We start from the raw sequence: 15,780 nt of genomic DNA on the forward strand, positions 1-15,780 counted from the left end.
ACCCACCGCCCCCCGAGCCCGAAGCGATCCGCCCGCCCCGAGCGAAGAACCGGACATGCTGCCTGAGCGTCGCCACCGCCCCCCGGCCGACCCCGCGACCGGCCCGGTCCTCGCCATCGACCAAGGAACCTCGGGCACCAAGGCGTTGGTGCTCTGCCCCGAGCGCGGGGTGATCGGCTCCGCCGAGGTGCCCGTACGGCCCCGCCATCTGCCCGGTGGACTGGTCGAGGTCGATCCGGCCGCGCTGCTCACCTCGGTCATCGAGGCCGGGCGCCAGGCTCTCGCGGCCGCGGGGGAGCCGGTCGTGGCGGTCGGGTTGGCCAACCAGGGCGAGACCGTGCTGGCCTGGGACCCCGTCACGGGAGAGCCGCTGACGGACGCGCTGGTCTGGCAGGACCGACGGGCCCACACGGTGTGCGAGAGGCTCGCGCCGCACGCCGAGACGCTGCGCGAACTCACCGGACTGCCCCTCGATCCGTACTTCGCGGCCCCCAAGATGGCGTGGATCCGGCGCCATCTGACCGCCGAGGGCGTGGTCACCACCAGCGACGTCTGGCTGGTCCACCGGCTCACCGGCGCGTTCGTCACCGACGCCGCCACCGCCGGGCGCACCGGGCTGCTCGACCTCGACCGCGTCGCCTGGTCCCCGAAGGCCCTGGACCTCTACGGGCTGACCGCCGAACGGCTGCCGCGCGTCGTCGACGCCGCCGGGCCGGTCGGCACCACCACGGCCTTCGGCGGCGAGGTCCCGCTCACCGGACTCCTCGTCGACCAGCAGGCCGCCCTGCTGGCGCAGCGGGTGACCGAACCGTCCACCGCCAAGTGCACCTACGGCACCGGCGCCTTCCTCCTCGCCCAGACCGGTGACCAACCCCGGCGCGGCCCCCATGGCCTGGTCTCCTGTGTGGCCTGGCGGTTCGCCGGGCGCACCAGCTACTGCCTGGACGGGCAGGTGTACACCGCCGCCTCCGCGGTGCGCTGGCTCAGCGACCTGGGGGTGATCCAGGGGGCCCAGGACCTCGACCCGGTCGGGGGGACCGTGCCCGACACCGGGGGCGTCACCTTCGTACCGGCGCTCGCCGGACTCGCCGCGCCGTGGTGGCGCGGCGACCTCAAGGGGTCGCTCACCGGGCTCGGCCTCGACACCACCGCGGGGCATCTGGTGCGCGCCCTGTGCGAGGGCATCGCCGCCCAGGTCGTGGAGATCGCCGAGGCGGCCGCCTCCGACCTGGGCGCGCCGCTGACCGTCCTGCGCGTCGACGGGGGACTGACCCGCTCCGCGCTGCTGATGCAGACCCAGGCCGATCTGCTCCAGCTGCCGGTGGAGGTGTCGGCCCTGCCGGACGTCACGGCGCTGGGCGTGGGCGCCGCCGCCCGGATGGGGCTGGACCCGGGCCTGACGGTCGAGGAGGCGGTCCCCGCATGGGAGCCCGCCGCCGTCTACGAACCGCGGATCAGCGCGGAGCGGGCCGCCGAGCGGCTGGCCGCCTTCCGCTCGGCCGTGGCCGCGCTGCTGGACCATGTGCCGACGGCCGCCGCCCACGACTGAGGACCGCCCGGGCACCGGGAGCCGTGTCCACCACCGAGCAAGGGACCAGCATGACCGTTACGACCACGGGTGACCTCCCCGACGAGGTCCACGACGTGGCCATCATCGGCGCCGGGGTGGTCGGCGCCGCCATCGCCCGCGAACTGGCCCGGTACCGCTTGCGGATCGCCCTGGTCGAGGCGTCTGACGACGTCGGCAACGGCACGTCCAAGGCCAACACCGCGATCCTGCACACCGGCTTCGACGCCACCCCGGGCACCCTGGAGGCCCGCCTGGTGCGCGAGGGCTACCGGCGGCTGACCGCCTACGCCGCCGAGACCGGCATCCCCCTCGAACCGCTCGGCGCGCTGCTCGTCGCCTGGGACGGGGAGCAGCTCGCCGCGCTGCCGTCACTCGCCAAGAAGGCCGCGCGCAACGGCTACGACGAGACGGTCATCCTCGACGCGGACGCCGTCCGGGCCCGCGAACCCCGTCTGGGACCGGGCGCCCTCGGCGCGCTCGAGGTCCCCGGCGAGAGCATCATCTGCCCCTGGACGACAACGCTCGCCTACGCCACCCAGGCGGTCCGCGCGGGCGTCGACCTGCATCTGAACTGCCCGGCCGGGGCCATCACCACCGGCGCGGACCACCACGAGATCGCCACCCCGCGCGGGGTGCTGCGCACCCGTCACCTGGTCAACGCCGCGGGGCTGTACTCGGACGAGATCAACCGGCGGCTCGGCCACGAGGAGTTCACCGTGACCCCGCGCCGCGGCCAGCTCATCGTCTTCGACAAGTTCGCCCGCGGCCTGGTCGACCACATCCTGCTGCCGGTGCCCACCGCGCTCGGCAAGGGTGTGCTGGTGTCGCCGACCGTGTACGGCAATGTGATGCTCGGCCCCACCGCCGAGGACCTCGACGACAAGACCGCCACCGGATCGTCGGCCGACGGACTGGCCTCGCTCCGCGAGAAGGGCGCGCGGATCCTGCCGGAGCTGCTGGAGGAGGAGGTCACCGCCGTCTACGCCGGGCTGCGCGCCGCCACCGAGCACGACGACTACCAGATCCACGCCGACCCCGGACGGCGGTATGTCGCCGTGGGCGGCATCCGCTCCACGGGGCTCACCGGCTCCATGGCGATCGCCGCGCATGTGGCGGAGCTCCTCGTCGACTGCGGTCTGGACCCCGGGCCCGAGCGGGAGATCGAGCCCGTGCGGATGCCCACCATCGGCGAGGCGTTCCCGCGCCCCTACCAGCGCGCCGACCTCGTCGCCGCCGACCCCGCGTACGGCACCGTGGTCTGCCACTGCGAACGCGTCACCCGGGGCGAGATCCGCGACGCGCTGACCGCCACCGTGCCACCGGGCTCGCTGGACGGGATCCGGCGCCGCACCCGGGCCCTGGCCGGGCGCTGCCAGGGATTCTTCTGCGGCGCCGCGGTGCGCGCCCAGTTCGAGGCGGCCACCGCGGCCCAGAACCGGACGGAGGCCCGGCGATGACCCCCGACGACCGTACCCACCGCACCGTGGACGTCCTGGTCATCGGGGCCGGACCGGCCGGACTCGCGGTCGCCGCGCGGCTGGCCGCCGCCGGGGTGGACCGGGTCGAGGTCCTCGACCGCGAACAGCGCGCGGGCGGCATCCCCCGCCACTGCGACCACACCGGATTCGGACTGCGTGATCTGCGCCGGGTGATGACCGGACCGGACTACGCCCGCCACCACATCGCCGCCGCCATCCGCGCCGGGGCCGTGCTGCGCACCGGTGTCACGGCCACCGGCTGGGCGGCACCCCGGACCGTGGACATCACCGGCCCGACCGGCCTGGAGCGGATCACCGCCACGGCCGTCGTCCTGGCCACGGGCGCCCGGGAACGCCCGCGCAGCGCCCGGCTGGTGCCCGGCACCCGGCCGGCCGGTGTCCTCACCACCGGGCAGTTGCAGCAGGCCGTCCATGTGCACCACCAGAGCGTCGGCCACCGCGCCGTCATCGTGGGCGCGGAACGGGTCAGCTACTCCGCGGTGGCCACCCTGCGCCGGGCCGGGGCCGAGGTCGCCGCCATGGTCACCGACCAGCCCCGCCACCAGACCCACCCGGCGCGCCACCTCGGCACCCGGCTGCGGCACGCGGTTCCGCTGGTCACCGACGCCACCGTGGCCGAACTGACCGGCCGGGAGCGGCTGGAGAGCGTACGGCTGCGGCACCGGGACGGCAGGACCGCGGCCATCGGCTGCGACACCGTGGTGTTCACCGGCGACTGGATCCCCGACCACGAACTGGCCAGAAGCGCCGGGATCGCGCTCGACCCCGGCACCCGGGGCCCGGCCACCGACGCCGAGTTCCGCACCGGGGAACCCGGGGTCTTCGCCGTGGGCAATCTGCTGCACCCGGTCGAGACCGCCGATATCGCCGCCCTCGACGGCCGGTTCGCCGCCGCGCCCGTACTGCGCCATCTCGCGGGTGTGCCATGGACCCCGGGACCGCTGCCGGTGCGGGTCGAGGCGCCGCTGCTGTGGATCTCACCCAACCGGCTCACCCCGGACGGGCCCCGTCCGCCGCGCGGCCGGTTCACCCTGCGCACCACGCGGTTCCTGACCCGGCCGGTGCTCACCGCCAGCCAGGACGGCCGGACGCTGCACCGCGGGCGCCTTCCCTCTACGGCGGCGCCCAACCGGCCGTTCCACCTGCCCGCCGACTGGATCGCCGGGGCCGACGCACACGGCGGCCCCGTGCGTATCACCGCGGACTGACCGGGCCCCCGGGCATACCGCGCAGCCGCTCCATATCGCGCCGGTCGCGCTTGGTGGGGCGGCCCGTCCCGCGGTCGCGCAGCCCGATCGGCACGGTGTGCTCGCGCGGAGGCGGAGGCGGGCTGTTGTCGACGTAGCACTCCACCGCCACCGGCGCCCCGACCCGCTTGCGCACGATGCGCGAGACGACCACGATCCGGTCGCGCCCCGCATGGCGCAGCCGCACCTCGTCCCCGGTCCGCACCGTGTGCGCGGGCTTGACGCGCTCGCCGTTGACCCGGACGTGCCCCGCGCGGCAGGCCGAGGACGCCATGGAGCGCGTCTTCGTCAGCCGCACGGACCAGATCCAGCTGTCCACCCGTACGGACCCCTCGTCTGAAGCCATACCCTGACTCTAATGTCTAAGGTGCGACGCATGAGCGCACATTTCGACGTGGTGGTCCTGGGAGCCGGGCCGGGTGGCTATGTCGCCGCGATCCGCGCCGCCCAGCTGGGCCTGACCACGGCCGTGGTCGAGGAACGCTACTGGGGCGGGGTCTGCCTGAATGTGGGCTGCATTCCGTCCAAGGCCCTGCTGCGCAACGCCGAGCTGGCCCATCTGTTCATCCACGAGGCCAAGGACTTCGGCATCCGGGTGAACGGCGATGTCACCGTGGACTACCGGGACGCGTTCGAGCGCAGCCGCAAGGTGGCCGACGGACGGGTCAAGGGCGTCCACTATCTGATGAAGAAGAACAAGATCACCCAGTTCGAGGGGCGGGGCAGCTTCACCGGGCCGCACGAACTGCTGGTCACCCGCTCCGGCGGCGGTACGGAGACGGTCACCTTCGACCACTGCGTCATCGCCGCGGGCTCGATCACCAATCTGCTGCCCGGCACCTCCCTCAGCGAGCGGGTGGTGACCTACGAGGAGCAGATCCTCTCGCCCACCCTGCCCGGCAGCGTCCTGATCGCGGGTGCGGGGGCCATCGGCGTGGAGTTCGCGTACATCATGCACAGCTACGGGGTGCAGGTGACGCTGGTGGAGTTCATGGACCGGATCGTGCCCCTGGAGGACGAGGAGGTCTCCGCCGAGCTCACCCGGCGCTTCCGCAGGCTCGGCATGAACATCCTGACCTCCACCCGGGTGGAGGCGATCAACGACGCGGGCCCCGCGGTCAAGGTCATGGTCACCACGGGCGGCCAGCGGCAGACCCTCCAGGCCGCCCGGGTGCTCCAGGCCATCGGGTTCCGGCCGCGGGTGGACGGATACGGGCTGGAGCACACCGGCGTCCGGCTGACCGAGCGGGGCGCCATCGAGATCGACGGCCGGTGCCGCACCAATGTGCCGCACATCTTCGCCATCGGCGACGTCACCGCCAAGCTGATGCTGGCGCATGCCGCCGAGGCCATGGGCATCGTCGCGGCGGAGACCATCGCCGGGGCGGAGTCCATGGAGCTGGACTATGTGATGATCCCGCGCGCCACCTTCTGCCAGCCGCAGATCGCCAGCTTCGGCTGGACCGAGGCCCAGGCGCGGGAGCGCGGCTTCGACGTCCGGGTGGCGAAGTTCCCGTTCACCGCCAACGGGAAGGCCCAGGGGCTCGGCGACCCCGTCGGCTTCGTGAAGCTCATCGGCGACGGCCGCCACGGCGAGCTGCTGGGCGGCCATCTCATCGGCCCCGAGGTCACCGAACTGCTGCCCGAGCTCACCCTCGCCCAGCAGTGGGACCTCACCGTGCACGAGGTGGCCCGCAACGTCCACGCTCATCCGACCCTCAGCGAGGCGGTGAAGGAGGCCGTCCACGGGCTGGCCGGACACATGATCAATTTCTGACCGCGGATGCTCCCACCCCGGCCGCCACCAGGTGTGCGACCCGCGGATGTGCGTTAGACAGAGCATGTGAAAGTGCGCTCGGCGCTGGGCTCGCGCAGTGTCGGCGGGCAGGTGTTCGCCCTGATGCTGATCATCGTGACGCTCCTGGTGCTCGCCGCGGGGGCCACGCTGTCCCTCCAGGCGCGCGGCAGCCGGGACAGCCAGGCCCGGGTCCGTGCGCTGACCGTCGCACGGACCGTCGCCTTCGCCCCCGGCGTCCAGCGGGCGCTGGAGTCCCGCGACCCCTCCAGGACCCTCCAGCCCTACGCCGAGAAGGTCCGGCGGCGAACCGGTGTCGACTACATCGTGGTGACTTCCCCCGATGGCATCCGCTGGACCCACCCCGATCCGAAGCTGCTCGGCAAGCACATCGGCCGCAGCCTCTATCCGGCCACGGCGGGCCGGACCTTCACCGACAGGCTCCCGGGCATCACCCACTCGGCCCCCTCGATCCGCGCCGCCGTGCCGGTCACCAACGCCCGGGGCCGGGTGATCGGCATCGTCAACGCCGGGGTCTCCATCCCCTCCGTGGCCCGCACGGTCAGCCGTCAACTGCCGGTGATCTACGGCTCCACGGCCTTCGCCCTCCTCCTGGGTGCGGGCGGTGCGGCGCTCGTGGCCCGGCGGCTGCGGCGGCAGACCCACCGGCTCGGCCCCGCCGAGATCACCAGGATGTACGAACACCACGACGCCGTACTGCGCTCGGTCCGGGAGGGGGTGCTGATCCTCGACGACGAGGGACGGCTGCTGCTCGCCAACGACGAGGCGCTGCTCCTGCTGGGCCTCGCACCCGACGCGCACGGACGGCGGATCACCGACGTCGGCCTGCCCTCGGAGATCGCCGGGCTGCTCGCCTCCGGCCGCGAGGCCACCGACGAGGTGTACGAGGTCGGGAACCGGCTGCTGGCGGTCAACCAGCGCCCGGCGGAACGGGGCGGACAGCCCTGGGGCAGCGTCGCCACCCTGCGGGACACCACCGAGCTGCGCGCCCTGACGGACAAGGCCGACCGGGCGTACGCGCGCCTCCGGCTGCTGTACGAGGCCGGTGTCCGCGTGGGCAGCAGCCTCGATATGGAGGGCACCGCCCAGGAACTGACCCGGGTCGCGGTGCCGCGCTTCGCCGACTACGCCACCGTCGATCTGCACGAGGCCGTGCTGGGCGGTGAGGAGCCGGACGACCGGGACTCGCCGCTGCGCCGGGCCGCCTTCAGCGGCATCCGGCAGGACCCCCCGCTGCGCCGGGTCGGTGAGCGGGTCTCGTCCTTCCCCGTCACCCAGCGGGCCGGGGGCACCGGGCAGGCGCGCGTGTTCGCCGTCGGCGACCTGCCGTCCCATCCCGACTGGGCGCCCCAGGACCCGGAGCGGCTGGGCTGGGTGAGGGAGTACGGCATCCACTCGCTGCTGACCGTGCCGCTCAGCGCGCGCGGCGTCCGGCTGGGCCAGGCCGCGTTCTGGCGCTCGGGGGGCACCCCGCAGTTCGACGAGGAGGACCGCACCTTCGCCGAGGAACTGGCCGGTCAGGCGGCCGTCGCCATCGACAACGCCCGCCGCTACGCGCGCGAGCACGCCACCACCCTGGCCCTCCAGGAGAGCCTGCTGCCGCGCGGCCGCCCCGAGCAGCAGGCCGTCGTGGCCGCCCAGCGCTATCTGCCCGCCCCCGGCGGGGTGCGGGGCGACTGGTTCGACGTCATCCCGCTGTCCGGGGCCCGGGTCGCACTCGTCGTCGGCGATGTCGTCGGCCACGGACTGCACGCCGCCGCGACCATGGGCCGGCTGCGCACCGCCGTGCGCAACTTCTCCGTCGTCGACCTTCCCCCCGATGAGCTGCTCGCCCGGCTCGACGACGTGGTCGACCAGCTCGACCGGGAGGAGGCCGACACGGGCGGCGGCGCCGGGGCCGCCGGGGCCACCTGTCTGTACGCGGTCTACGACCCGGTCTCCCGGCACTGCACCCTGGCGCGGGCCGGGCATCCGCCCCCGGCCCTGGTCCGTCCCGACGGCTCGGTGACCTTCCTCGACCTGCCCGCGGGACCGCCACTGGGACTCGGCGGACGGCTCTACGAGGCGGCCGAGACGGAGCTGCCCGAGGGCAGCCGCCTCGTCCTCTACACCGATGGGCTGGTCCAGGACCGCGAACGCGATATCGAGGCCGGGCTCGACCGGCTGCGGGAGGCCCTCACCGATGCCGACCCCGACCCGGAGCGGGCCTGCGACACCGTGATGGCCGCCCTGCTCTCACCGCGCCGCACCGACGACGTCTGCCTGCTCATCGCCCGCACCACCGCGCTGGACGCGCGCCGGGTGGCCTCGTGGGACCTCCCGGCGGACCCCGAGGTGGTGGCCCGGATGCGGGCGGCCGTCGCCCGCACCCTGGCCGAGTGGAACCTGGAGGAGGCCGCCTTCACCACCGAGCTGGTGGTCAGCGAGCTGCTCGGCAACGCCATCCGGCACGCGGTGGGCCCCGTACGGCTGCGGCTGCTGCGCAACCGGGCGCTGATCTGCGAGGTCGCCGACGGCAGCACCACCGCGCCCCATCTGCGCCGGGCGGCCAGCACCGACGAGGGGGGACGCGGGTTGTTCCTCGTGGCCCAGATGGTCCAGCGCTGGGGCACCCGCTACACCAGCCAGGGCAAGATCATCTGGACCGAGCAGGACCTCCCGGCCGCGGCGCGCGCCCTGCGGTGACCAGGCGGTCAGGCCGGGGCCGCCCGCATGCCCTCGCGCCGCTCCCATGCCACCTGGGCCAGATCGGCCATGGTGGCCACGAGGTCCGCCGCCTCCTCCGTACCGTTCAGATGCCGGTACTCCGAGCCCACCGTGATCACCAGCCGCTCGGGCAGGCCCAGCGACGGGTAGGCGTTCTCGGCGATCAGGGTGCGGGCGGCCTCCAGGGCCGGTACCCCGGCCGTGTGCAGCTCCCGGGTGCGGTCCCGCAGATGCTCCAGATAGCCGATGTGGCCGCGCACCCCCTCCCGGTCGAGGACCGGGCCATGGCCGGGCACGATCACCTCGGCCCCGGTCGCGAGCACCCGCTCGCACGCGGAGATCACATTGTCCAGCGGGCCCGCCCAGTGCACCGCGTGGTCCCCGGGGTCCTCCGGACCGGAGGCGAAGATGACATCGCCGGTGAACACCACCTTCTGCCGCGGCAGATACGCCACCAGATCGCCCGCGGTGTGCGCGGACTCCAGGCTGAACAGCCGCACCGGCACCTGGCCCACGCGCAGGTCGAGTTCGCCAACGAAGGTGAGCGTCGGCTCGACCACCTCGGTGGCGGACCAGTCGAACCGCCCGAAGTGCCGCCGGAGGTACCAGCCGAGCGGGGTCGCCGGATCGCTGCCGTGCACCAGGCCGTGGAGCTGCTGCGGCGAGGGTTCGTACTCGATGTGGCCGAGCGCCTCGCGGGTGGCGACGATCTCCGCGTCCGGTACGACCTCCGCGCCCCACAGGTGGTCGCCGTTGGCATGGGTGACGATCACCCGCTCGATCCGGCCCCCGTCGGGCAGCAGGGCACGGCTGCGGTCCAGGAACTCACCGGCCATCCGGCGGTCGTAGGGGCTGTCGATCCAGGCGGCGTGACCATCGGGCGAGACGATCAGACCGCAGTTGGCCAGACCCCAGCCGGCGCTCGGGGTCGGGGACCAGATGTGCACACCGTCGGCCACGGTGAGGAGGGGGGATTGCGAGATCATGGGCGCACACTATGCCCGCGCCGGACGTCCGCGGCAGGCAGCCCGCCCTGCCCGCGCGGGTTTCCGGCCACCGCGCCGCCGCGTCAGGCCGTCATCGGCAGATCGGTCGGCCCGACCGGCGCCGGGAGCGTCGTGGAGCCCGCGAGATAGCGGTCCACGGCGGCCGCGGCCGAACGGCCCTCGGCGATCGCCCAGACGATCAGCGACTGGCCACGGCCCGCGTCACCCGCCACGAACACCCCGTCCGCGCCGGTGGCGAAGGACGCGTCACGGGCGACGGTGCCGCGCTCGTCGAGTTCGAGCCCGAGCTGGTCGATCAGCCCGCCGTCCCGCTCCGGGCCGCGGAAGCCGAGGGCCAGCAGCACCAGATCCGCCCGCAGCACCCGCTCCGTGCCCGGCCCGGGCTCTCCATCGGCACGGGCCCCGATCAGACGCAGCGCCCGGACGCCGCCGTGCGGCCGCTCCGCGTCCGGCGCGGTCCCCTCGAAGCGGACGGTGGTCGCGGAGAAGACCCGCGCGTCCACGTCCGCCTCCGGGGAGGCCGCCAGCTCCCGCGCCTCCTCATGGGCGGCGGACATCCGGTAGATCTTGGGGTAGGTGGGCCAGGGCTCGCCCTCGGTGCGCTCGTCGCCCGGGCGGGGGTGGATGTCCAGCTGGGTCACGGAGGCGGCGCCCTGCCGCAGCACGGTGCCCAGACAGTCCGCGCCGGTGTCCCCGCCGCCGACGATGACCACATGCTTGCCGTCGGCGGTGATCGGCGGCCGGGCGTAGTCGCCCTCCCGCACCCGGTTGGCCATCGGCAGATACTCCATCGCCTGATGGATCCCGGCCAACTCCCTCCCCGGCACGGGGAGTTCGCGCCAGGCGCGGGCGCCCACCGCTATCACGACCGCGTCGTAGCGCGCTCGGAGCTCGGCGGCGTCCATATCGGTGCCGACGTCCACGCCGGTACGGAACTTGGTGCCCTCCGCGCGCATCTGCTCCAGCCGCCGGTCCAGATGGCGCTTCTCCATCTTGAACTCGGGGATGCCGTAGCGGAGCAGTCCGCCCGCCCGGTCGTCGCGCTCGTACACCGCCACGGTGTGCCCCGCGCGGGTGAGCTGCTGGGCCGCGGCCAGGCCCGCGGGCCCCGAGCCGATCACGGCGACCGTGCGGCCGCTCAGCCGGTCCGGTGGCTTGGGGGTCACATGGCCGCTCTCCCACGCCCGGTCGGCGATGGCCACCTCGACGTTCTTGATGGTGACCGCCGGCTGGTTGATGGCCAGCACACAGGCGCTCTCGCAGGGGGCCGGGCAGAGCCGGCCGGTGAATTCGGGAAAGTTGTTGGTGGCGTGCAGCCGCTCGCTCGCGCGCAGCCAGTCGTCACGGGAGACCAGGTCGTTCCACTCCGGGATGAGGTTCCCCAGCGGGCAGCCCTCATGGCAGAACGGGATGCCGCAGTCCATGCAGCGGTCCGCCTGGGCATTGATGATCGGCAGCAGTCCGCCGGGAGCGGGAACCTCGTCCCAGTCCCGCACCCGCTCGTCCACCGGACGCCGGGGCGGAAGACGACGGGGTGTGGTGAGGAAACCCTTGGGGTCGGCCATGACGACCTCCCATTACCCGTGTCATGGTCTGGCCGGTTTCACCCCACTGTACGACCGCTGGTCAGCCGGTCCAGGGTCGCCGCGGCCTCGGCCATGATCCGGTCCACCAGCTCCGCGCAGGACGGCAGGTCCTCGATCACCCCGGCCACCTGACCGGAGGCCATCACCCCCGTGTCGGTGCGGCCGTCCACCATCGACGCCTTCAGCAGCATCGGGGTGGTGGCGGCCAGCAGCACCTGGCTCCAGGTGAGGTCCTTGCCGTGCCGCATCGCCAGCCCGTCGCGCACCATCCGCGGCCAGCTCAGCCCAGCCAGCCGCCGGAACGCGGCCGCGTGGCGGACGGCGCGCAGCAGCGCGGCCGCGCGGCCGGACCGCTCGAGGGAGTCGACCAGCTCGCTGCGGAGCATCCGGTGGGGGAGTCCGTCCACCGCCGTGGTGACGGTGACATCGTTGACCGCCGCCGCCAGGTAGCGCGCCTTCACCGCGTCCGGGACCGTGCTGTCGGAGGTGAGCAGGAAGCGGGTGCCCATGGCGATCCCCGCCGCCCCGTAGGCGAGTGCGGCCGCCAGCCCCCGGCCGTCGTGGAAGCCGCCGGCGGCCACGACCGGGATGTCCACCGCGTCCACGACCTGGGGGAGCAGTACGGTGGTGGCCACCTGCCCGGTGTGGCCACCGCCCTCGGCGCCCTGCACCACCACCGCGTCCGCGCCCCAGCCCGCCACCTTCTCCGCATGGCGCCGGGCGCCCACGGACGGGATGACCACCACGCCCGCGTCCTTCAGCCGGTCGATCAGCTCACGCCTGGGAGCCAGCGCGAAGGAGGCGACCCGCACCCCCTCCTCGACGATGATCCGCACCCGCTCCCCGGCGTCCCCGGCGTCGGCGCGCAGATTGACGCCGAAGGGGGCGTCGGTGCGGGCGGCGACCTCGCGCACGGCCGAGCGCAGCCGCTCGGGCGACATGGTCGCGGAGGCCAGGATGCCCAGCGCCCCGGCGTTCGCCACGGCGGACACCAGCCGGGGCCCGGCCACCCACCCCATGCCCGTCTGGACGATCGGATGGCGCACCCCGACGAGCCGGGTCAGCGCGGTGTCCATCAGGACGGCACCTCCCGCTCGCGGGCCCCCTCCGGGTCGATGACCTCCCGGATCAGCCGCAGTTCGGCGGGGGTCGGTTCCCGCGTGGACGGGACGTCGTCGGCGATGTCGAGGGGGAAGCCGGTGGCCTCCCGCACTGCCTCGGCGGTCACCCCCGGATGCAGGGAGCGCACCCGCAGGGTGCGGTCGGGCGTGGCGAAGTCGAGGACCGCCAGATCGGTCACCACACACCGGAGGTCATGGAAGCGGGTGGCGGCCGGTCCCGCGGCCGCCGCCCGGTCGTGACCCACCCCGCACACCATGTCGACGCGCTCGACGAACACCCGCCGCGAGTGCCGGGGCACCCAGTAACTCGTGGGGTTGTTCAGGGTGTTGACCGGCGCCCCGCGCACCCCCAGCAGCTGCCGTCTGGGCCGCTTCCAATCGCCGACGCAGCTGATGTTCTGGTTGCCGTGGCGGTCGAGCTGGCTCGCGCCCATCATCACATGGCGCCGGCCACCGGTGACCAGCGCCAGATGCGCCCGGTACGGCAGCCACCCCTCCACCACCTCCGGGTCGCCCGCCTCCGGATCGCCACCCACGATCATCGCCTCGCCGTCCGTCAGCATCAGCTCGGGCGCGAAGGTGTGCTTGGCCAGCCGGGCGCCGATCCTGGGCACCGCGCCCATCGGGGCGGCCAGGATCTCCCCGTCGCCCCGCCATGCCTCGGCACAGGCCACCACGCAGTACTCGGCCCGGGTCACCCATCCGGTCATACGCCCTCCCTCCCGAACGCCGCCACCGCGGCCCGGTACCGCTCCTCGTCCCCGGACAGAAACCGCCTCGTGAACTCCCGCCACGCCTCCGGGTCGGCGGCGGCCTTGGCGTACGCGCTCTGGAACGCCTCGTCCCGTCCGTAGTCGGGCACGCAGGAGGTGAAGTGCGCGCCGCCCGGGGTCTCGATCACACCCGCCACCGCATGCCGCTTCACCAGCAGCGTCTGCGGGCCACCCGCGTCCGCGAACTCCGCGGTGGCGACGAGGCGTTCACAGGAGAGATACGCCTCGGCGGCCGCCTCGCAGAACAGGTCGTCGAAGTACGGATCGGGCCCGAGGTACTGCCCATTGCCCTGTGCGTCCGCCCGGTTGAGGTGCACCAGCGCCACGTCCAGCCGCAGCGCGGGCACCGCCACCAGCTCCTCACCGTCCTCATACGGCGATGTCACCGTCCGCAGCCCGGGGTTGACCGTCATCACGTCCGAGCCGAGCCCCGCGCGGACGGGCAGGAACGGCAGCCGGTGCACGGCGGCGGTCAGCCCCCACATCATCATCGACTCGTCCAGCTCGGTCAGTTCGACGTCCCCCCGCTCGCGCGCCGCCCGGAAGTGCGGCTCCAGGGGGATCGAGTCGAGCGTCGCGAACGCCGTCACCAGCTTGCGGACCTTCTCGGCGGCGACCAGCAGCCCGACGTCGGGGCCGCCGAAGGAGACCACGGTCAGATCGGTGACCTCCGATCGCAGCAGGGCGCGGACCAGCGCCATGGGCTTGCGCCGTGACCCCCAGCCGCCGATGCCGACCGTCGTACCGCTGCGGATCCGGCCGACGGCCTCCTCGGCCGTCATCGTCTTGTCGGCCAACGCCGCTCACCCCTTCCCGGTGTTCCTGGCGACGAACGCGTCGCGGTGCCCGTCGGACAGGCCCGCCAGATTGGCCTCGAAGGTGAAGCCCTGCTCGAAGCGGTAGCTCCGGCGCACATCGACCGGATCGATGCCGTTGATGGCCGCCTTCGCCAGCCGCAGCAGCGCACCGTCCTTGGCGGCGATCTCACCGGCCAGCTCCAGCGCCGCCTCCCGCAGTCCGGCGCGCGGCACCACCCGCCACACCGAGCCATGGCGGTGCAGCTCCTCGGCGGTCGCGGTGCGCGCGGTGTAGTACAGCGCGCGCATCAGATGTGGCGGGACCAGCCGCGCCAGATGGGTGGCCGCGCCCAGCGCGCCGCGGTCCAGCTCGGGCAGGCCGAACGTGGCGTCCTCGGCGGCCACGATCGCGTCGGCGTTTCCGACCAGGCCGATGCCACCGCCCAGGCAGAAGCCGTGGACGGCGGCGACGACCGGGACCGGGCAGTCGTAGACGGCGGCGAACGCCTCGGCACATCCGTGGTTGGCACCGATGAGCGCCGTATGGCCATCGGCCGCCTGGATCTCCTTGATGTCCACACCCGCGTTGAAGCCCCGGCCCTCGGCGGCCAGCACCACACAGCGCACCGACGGGTCGGCGCCCGCGGTGCGCAGCGCGTCGGCCAGCTCGTACCAGCCCCGCACGGGCAGGGCGTTGACGGGTGGGAAGTCCATGGCGACCAGGCGGACACCGGCCGCGGGGGCGGAGGTGGAGACACCCATGAGCAGATCCGATACCTTTCCACCAAACATTTGTTAGGTGAGAAGGTAGCAGCGCTCATCGCGCAGCGGGAGGTGTCTTGTGGCCGTCACCATCGATCTCGCCGGGCGCGTCGCCGTGGTCACCGGCGGCACGCGCGGCGTCGGAGCGGGGATCACACGGGCCCTGCTCACCGCCGGGGCCGAGGTGGTGATCTGTGCGCGCCGCGCGCCCGACGAACCCATCGAGGCGGACGGGCGCACGGCGCACTTCGAATCGCTCGACATCCGGGACGTGGACGCGGTCGCCGCGTTCTTCGCCCGGCTGCGCCGCTCCCACGGGCGGCTCGACCTGCTGGTCAACAACGCCGGAGGAAGCCCCTACGGGCTGATCGCCGAGGCCGGGCAGCGGCGCGCGGCGCGCGTCGTCGAACTCAATCTGATCGCTCCCATGTCCGTCTCGCTGAGCGCGTACGAGCTGATGCGCCAACAGGAGGGCGGGGGCTCGATCGTGATGATCGGCAGCGTCAGCGGCACCCGGCCGTCCCCCGGCACCGGACCCTATGGAGCCGCCAAGGCGGGGCTGGAGAACCTGGCCCGCACCCTGGCCGTGGAGTGGGCCCCCGCGGTCCGGGTCAACACGCTCGTGCTCGGCATGGTCCGCACCGAACTGTCGCATCTGCACTACGGGGACGAGGAGGGCATCGCCGCCGTCGGCCGGACCGTGCCGCTCGGGCGGATGGCCGAGCCCGTCGAGGCCGGAGAGGCCTGTGTGTTCCTCGCCTCCGGGCTGGCCGAGTACATCAGCGGCGCCAGCATCGCCATCCACGGAGGCGGGGAGCGCCCCGCGTTCCTCGACGCCGCCAACGTCAACCAGCCGTCCCCCGGCACCGGCCGGGCGGAACCACGAGAGGACTGAG

13 protein-coding genes are annotated in these 15,780 nt (G+C 73.6%); 6 read left to right on the forward strand and 7 right to left on the reverse strand.

What is annotated here, in order from left to right; genetic code table 11:
* The first annotated feature begins 55 nt into the window (after nucleotides 1-55).
* From ABD329_RS19480 to ABD329_RS19490, 3 genes are read left to right on the forward strand one after another with little or no spacing between them, the layout of a single operon-like run.
* A complete protein-coding gene (locus ABD329_RS19480; protein ID WP_344316685.1) occupies nucleotides 56-1,549 on the forward strand; it encodes an FGGY family carbohydrate kinase in 1,494 nt (497 codons plus the stop codon).
* A 50-nt stretch (nucleotides 1,550-1,599) separates the two neighbouring features.
* Nucleotides 1,600-3,027, forward strand: a complete 1,428-nt coding sequence (locus tag ABD329_RS19485; RefSeq protein WP_198275649.1) for an NAD(P)/FAD-dependent oxidoreductase — start codon at nucleotides 1,600-1,602, stop codon at nucleotides 3,025-3,027.
* Entirely contained in the window at nucleotides 3,024-4,277 is a 1,254-nt protein-coding gene (locus ABD329_RS19490; RefSeq protein WP_198275648.1) for an NAD(P)/FAD-dependent oxidoreductase, read from the forward strand. The genes ABD329_RS19485 and ABD329_RS19490 overlap by 4 nt, the downstream gene beginning before the upstream one ends.
* Here ABD329_RS19490 and ABD329_RS19495 read toward each other — a convergent pair.
* Complete coding sequence (locus ABD329_RS19495; RefSeq protein WP_198275647.1) at nucleotides 4,264-4,662, reverse strand: RNA-binding S4 domain-containing protein; 399 nt, start codon at nucleotides 4,660-4,662, stop codon at nucleotides 4,264-4,266. The two genes, ABD329_RS19490 and ABD329_RS19495, sit on opposite strands and share 14 nt — an antisense overlap.
* Before the next feature lie 30 nt (nucleotides 4,663-4,692).
* On the opposite strand from ABD329_RS19495, the gene lpdA reads away from it, so the two are divergent.
* Nucleotides 4,693-6,093 carry a dihydrolipoyl dehydrogenase gene (gene lpdA / locus ABD329_RS19500; RefSeq protein ID WP_198275646.1) on the forward strand — a complete coding sequence of 467 codons (1,401 nt, stop codon included), beginning with the start codon at nucleotides 4,693-4,695 and terminating at the stop codon, nucleotides 6,091-6,093.
* 66 nt (nucleotides 6,094-6,159) lie between these two features.
* Nucleotides 6,160-8,817 (forward strand): SpoIIE family protein phosphatase, encoded by a 2,658-nt coding sequence (locus tag ABD329_RS19505; protein WP_309142630.1) that lies wholly within the window; start codon nucleotides 6,160-6,162, stop codon nucleotides 8,815-8,817.
* An 8-nt stretch (nucleotides 8,818-8,825) separates the two neighbouring features.
* Here the strand turns inward: ABD329_RS19505 and ABD329_RS19510 are convergent, their stop codons facing one another.
* From ABD329_RS19510 to ABD329_RS19535, 6 genes are all read right to left on the reverse strand, one after another.
* The gene (locus ABD329_RS19510) at nucleotides 8,826-9,824 is read right to left on the reverse strand and encodes an MBL fold metallo-hydrolase (protein WP_198275645.1); all 999 of its coding nucleotides are present in this window, start codon (nucleotides 9,822-9,824) and stop codon (nucleotides 8,826-8,828) included.
* A gap of 83 nt (nucleotides 9,825-9,907) precedes the next feature.
* The gene (locus ABD329_RS19515) at nucleotides 9,908-11,410 is read right to left on the reverse strand and encodes a glutamate synthase subunit beta (RefSeq protein WP_198275644.1); all 1,503 of its coding nucleotides are present in this window, start codon (nucleotides 11,408-11,410) and stop codon (nucleotides 9,908-9,910) included.
* 38 nt (nucleotides 11,411-11,448) lie between these two features.
* Entirely contained in the window at nucleotides 11,449-12,507 is a 1,059-nt protein-coding gene (locus ABD329_RS19520; RefSeq protein ID WP_198275643.1) for an NAD(P)H-dependent flavin oxidoreductase, read from the reverse strand.
* The gene (locus tag ABD329_RS19525; protein WP_198275642.1) at nucleotides 12,507-13,262 is read right to left on the reverse strand and encodes a CoA-transferase subunit beta; all 756 of its coding nucleotides are present in this window, start codon (nucleotides 13,260-13,262) and stop codon (nucleotides 12,507-12,509) included. The genes ABD329_RS19520 and ABD329_RS19525 overlap by 1 nt, the downstream gene beginning before the upstream one ends.
* Nucleotides 13,259-14,107 (reverse strand): CoA transferase subunit A, encoded by an 849-nt coding sequence (locus tag ABD329_RS19530; protein ID WP_198275652.1) that lies wholly within the window; start codon nucleotides 14,105-14,107, stop codon nucleotides 13,259-13,261. Before ABD329_RS19530 ends, ABD329_RS19525 begins: the two co-directional genes overlap by 4 nt.
* 21 nt (nucleotides 14,108-14,128) lie before the next feature.
* On the reverse strand, nucleotides 14,129-14,884 hold the full coding sequence (locus ABD329_RS19535) for an enoyl-CoA hydratase family protein (RefSeq protein WP_198275641.1): 756 nt from the start codon (nucleotides 14,882-14,884) through the stop codon (nucleotides 14,129-14,131).
* Between the two features lie 79 nt (nucleotides 14,885-14,963).
* On the opposite strand from ABD329_RS19535, the gene ABD329_RS19540 reads away from it, so the two are divergent.
* Nucleotides 14,964-15,779 (forward strand): SDR family oxidoreductase, encoded by an 816-nt coding sequence (locus tag ABD329_RS19540; protein ID WP_198275640.1) that lies wholly within the window; start codon nucleotides 14,964-14,966, stop codon nucleotides 15,777-15,779.
* Nucleotide 15,780 lies beyond the last annotated feature (1 nt).

The organism is Streptomyces javensis, from assembly GCF_039525925.1.
Lineage (GTDB): Bacteria > Actinomycetota > Actinomycetes > Streptomycetales > Streptomycetaceae > Streptomyces > Streptomyces asiaticus.

Excerpts from the sequence above, each read along its gene's own strand:
- ABD329_RS19515 (WP_198275644.1), bottom strand. The coding sequence starts at position 11,410 with ATGGCCGACCCCAAGGGTTTCCTCACCACACCCCGTCGTCTTCCGCCC.
- ABD329_RS19520 (WP_198275643.1), bottom strand. The coding sequence starts at position 12,507 with ATGGACACCGCGCTGACCCGGCTCGTCGGGGTGCGCCATCCGATCGTC.
- ABD329_RS19510 (WP_198275645.1), bottom strand. The coding sequence starts at position 9,824 with ATGATCTCGCAATCCCCCCTCCTCACCGTGGCCGACGGTGTGCACATC.
- ABD329_RS19485 (WP_198275649.1), top strand. The coding sequence starts at position 1,600 with ATGACCGTTACGACCACGGGTGACCTCCCCGACGAGGTCCACGACGTG.
- ABD329_RS19535 (WP_198275641.1), bottom strand. The coding sequence starts at position 14,884 with ATGGGTGTCTCCACCTCCGCCCCCGCGGCCGGTGTCCGCCTGGTCGCC.
- ABD329_RS19480 (WP_344316685.1), top strand. The coding sequence starts at position 56 with ATGCTGCCTGAGCGTCGCCACCGCCCCCCGGCCGACCCCGCGACCGGC.
- ABD329_RS19490 (WP_198275648.1), top strand. The coding sequence starts at position 3,024 with ATGACCCCCGACGACCGTACCCACCGCACCGTGGACGTCCTGGTCATC.
- lpdA (WP_198275646.1), top strand. The coding sequence starts at position 4,693 with ATGAGCGCACATTTCGACGTGGTGGTCCTGGGAGCCGGGCCGGGTGGC.
- ABD329_RS19495 (WP_198275647.1), bottom strand. The coding sequence starts at position 4,662 with ATGGCTTCAGACGAGGGGTCCGTACGGGTGGACAGCTGGATCTGGTCC.
- ABD329_RS19530 (WP_198275652.1), bottom strand. The coding sequence starts at position 14,107 with ATGACGGCCGAGGAGGCCGTCGGCCGGATCCGCAGCGGTACGACGGTC.
- ABD329_RS19525 (WP_198275642.1), bottom strand. The coding sequence starts at position 13,262 with ATGACCGGATGGGTGACCCGGGCCGAGTACTGCGTGGTGGCCTGTGCC.